The following is a 3166-nucleotide window of genomic DNA, read 5'->3' as shown; positions in this document are numbered from 1 at the left end:
ACCTTCTCGCTACCCTCACTGAAAAAGAGGTCATAGTTAAGATCGCGATTGTCGCACGGTACCCGGTAATAGCCGCCCATATCTTCAGCAACGGCCATCTCTTCACGAGTCAGGAGCGACTCGTATAGTTTTTCGCCATGACGCGTGCCAATGATTTTGATCGGGGCGTCGGTCTTGAGCAACTTGTTGAGAGCCAAGGCCAGGGTCTCGATCGTTGCCGCCGGCGCCTTTTGCACGAAAGTATCGCCAGGGTAGCCATGGGTGAAAGCATAAAGTACTAGGTCAACTGCATCCTCAATCGTCATCATGAACCGGGTCATGTGCGGATCCGTGAGGGTTAAAGGTTTTCCCTCCTGGATGTTTTTTAGGAATAGCGGAATGACGGAGCCACGGCTCGCCATGACATTGCCATAACGCGTCACATTGATCACGGTGCGCTTTCCTGAAACTCGGGACTGTGCGACAGCAATCTTCTCCATCATTGCTTTGGAAATACCCATGGCATTGATCGGATAGACTGCTTTATCTGTGCTCAGCACCACAACCCGCTTAACTCCAGCAGCAGTAGCCTGCGTCAGCACGTTATGGGTACCTAGAGCGTTTGTGCGAAGCGCTTCGACAGGGAAGAATTCACAGGATGGAACTTGTTTCAGGGCGGCGGCGTGGAAAATGAAGTCAATGCCTTCTACTGCATCTCGCACACTATCCGCATTCCGCACATCCCCGATGTAAAACCTAAGTTTAGGATTGGCATACTGCTTGCGCATGTCATCCTGCTTCTTCTCATCTCGCGAGAATACGCGAATCTCTTTTATATCCGTATGAAGGAATCCCTTTAATACCGCATTTCCAAAAGTCCCTGTACCACCCGTTATAAGAAGTGTTTTTGCACTGAACATAATTGCCTTCAGTTTGTGTTAATTGATGAAAGTTTGTTCGTCTTTGCCGCAAGAATTAACAAATTTTATAAACGCTGCGATCCGTTCGCCCTGCTTCATGATGCTTTTTTCTTCCATAACAAAGTCTCGCCCACATCGCCCCAGAAAATCAAGTTGCTCCCTCGGCTGTTCCCGCAGTTGGCGCAAAAGATCCGCCAACCCTTCCGGCGTCTCTTGGTCGAGCCATATTAAATATGATTCATACTCCTCAGGAATAGTTAATAGTCGAGTACTAATAACAGGTCGCCCCGCTGCCATATATTCCAATATCTTTGATGGAAAGGAGTAACGAGCGAATATTTCTTTAGTTGGACGCGGATTAATTAAAACTGTTGCTTGCTGAGTCCTCTGTAAGAGTTCCTCTGTTGAAATGACTATTTCCGAAAGATAAATGCGGGAATCTTGTTGTGCCCGGCATCTTATCTCCTCATACATATCTCCTCGTCCAAATAGCCATAATTGAAAGTTTTCAGCGGGCAATTTCGAGAAGGCGTCCAGCAACATGGGAATCCCATAGTTCCGACCAAGGGCACCAGCATAAAGCACAATAAATTTCTCGCCCTTATTACTTTGTTGTGGTGTTAACTGCAAAAGTTTCTCGGCCTCGCCGGAGACAATCCCTTCCATTACAATATATGGAATCTTAAGCGACAAGTGCTCGGCAATCTGTTGCGCGAGAACTATTAACCCGTCGGCCACATGAACTGCATTATATACCATGCGCCGATCTATTGATCGCAAACGGCCTTTCCACCATGGCTCACAACTAGCGGCCAAGCCCGGAAGATCAGTTACGAGAATTGTTGCTTTTATGGGTAGCATCCACTTCACACACCGCACGGCATATAAGTGTGCGCTGATAAGACCGTAAAGAATTACATGTCGTTTTTGTCCTCGGTGGGCAACCGACCATCGGACGAGCATTGCAAAGCAACCAAGAAATCGCGTTATTTGTTTCAAACCGAGTATATTAATAAAAGGGATCAACCTGTTATCACTACCATTACCCCGATCCCATTTTCGATATCCAGACCAAAGCCAATCTGACTTAGGATAGTCCTTGATAGCGACAGTGGAAAGCAGATCCAACACCTCTCCCGTGCTTTCGATGCCGTGAATGATCGCCCACGACAGTTTATGCGTCTGGATTTCAGGCGCAGGATCTGCCTTTATGACAGCCTCCATAACATCTTCGGGAATAGCGGCTCCGACCATGACAATTCTTCCTGTATTGGAGTCGTCAGATATTTGTGATTGCTGCCCTATCATGATTGAACCTATCTGAGAACTATCTGTTCCACAAATTGGTCGCCATTACATACATTCTCTGCAAAAGCAGAAAATGAGTAGATTGCATTAGTTTAATTCGCAAGTGAGGGAAAGTTAGCGCCCGCATACATCCATAGAGCAAACGTTCGCTCGGCCGAAAATGTCGTTGCCGAAGCAGGTTCACCTCACGCGCACCGATTCGAGCATTATCCGGATAAATAGAAAAGCCGCCACCCATGTAAGAAGTGAACGATTTCCCGAGATACTTGAAAGATAGGCCTGAGCCAAGAACTAGGCGGAGCAGTAGGTCATAGTCCGCAACAACCCGTAACGAATTATCAAAACGCCCGATCTTGTCTACTTCTTCACGCATAAAGAAACACGCTTGATGGCAAAGCATGGTCCGGTAGAGAAAAAAACCGCTCAATCGTTTAGGACTTTTAACTATCAATTGTAGCGTTTCCGCGAAATAATCGCCGTAGACCAAGCCAAGTGCCGGTTCATTTTTTACCACTTGTGCAACCTGCTCCAGAACCTCACCGTCATATAGCAAGTCACCGGCATTAAGAAAAAGAACATACTTTCCGCTAGCATAATCCAATGCCTGATTCATGGCATCGTATATCCCTCGATCCGTCCTTATAATAACTATGGGGTCATAGTCATTCCCTGATCGCGCATACTGCGCCACACTACCATCGGTAGAACCAGCATCCTTAACTATGTGCTCAAAGTCCCGGAATATTTGCGCTTTTACGGAATCAACCGTACGCCCCAGACCTCCGCCGGGGTTCAGAGTTACCGTAATGATGCTAAACAAAGGCTGGTTCACGATAAGGAATCCTTTACCAAATCCTTTAGAACATTTCGAAAAGCTAACCGTACCGAATTTGCGGAGTGCCGCAATACAGCAAAGGCACGTCCATGCAGAAGTTCACCGCAATAATCAACCCTGGGCT

At 47.0% G+C, this 3166-nt stretch carries 3 protein-coding genes; all 3 read right to left on the bottom strand.

Going from position 1 to position 3166, the window contains the following annotated elements; all coding sequences use genetic code 11:
• Positions 1-899, bottom strand: an 899-nt coding sequence (locus WCO51_11605) for a polysaccharide biosynthesis protein (protein ID MEI6513900.1), incomplete at its 3' end; no start/stop codon positions are given.
• An 18-nt stretch (positions 900-917) separates the two neighbouring features.
• Positions 918-2153 carry a glycosyltransferase gene (locus WCO51_11600; GenBank protein ID MEI6513899.1) on the bottom strand — a complete coding sequence of 412 codons (1236 nt, stop codon included), beginning with the start codon at positions 2151-2153 and terminating at the stop codon, positions 918-920.
• A gap of 73 nt (positions 2154-2226) precedes the next feature.
• A complete protein-coding gene (locus tag WCO51_11595) occupies positions 2227-3039 on the bottom strand; it encodes a glycosyltransferase family 2 protein (protein ID MEI6513898.1) in 813 nt (270 codons plus the stop codon).
• Positions 3040-3166 lie beyond the last annotated feature (127 nt).

The sequence above is a fragment of the bacterium genome (assembly GCA_037131655.1).
Taxonomy (GTDB): domain Bacteria; phylum Armatimonadota; class Fimbriimonadia; order Fimbriimonadales; family JBAXQP01; genus JBAXQP01.
This window is presented reverse-complemented; position numbering and strand designations above follow the sequence as displayed.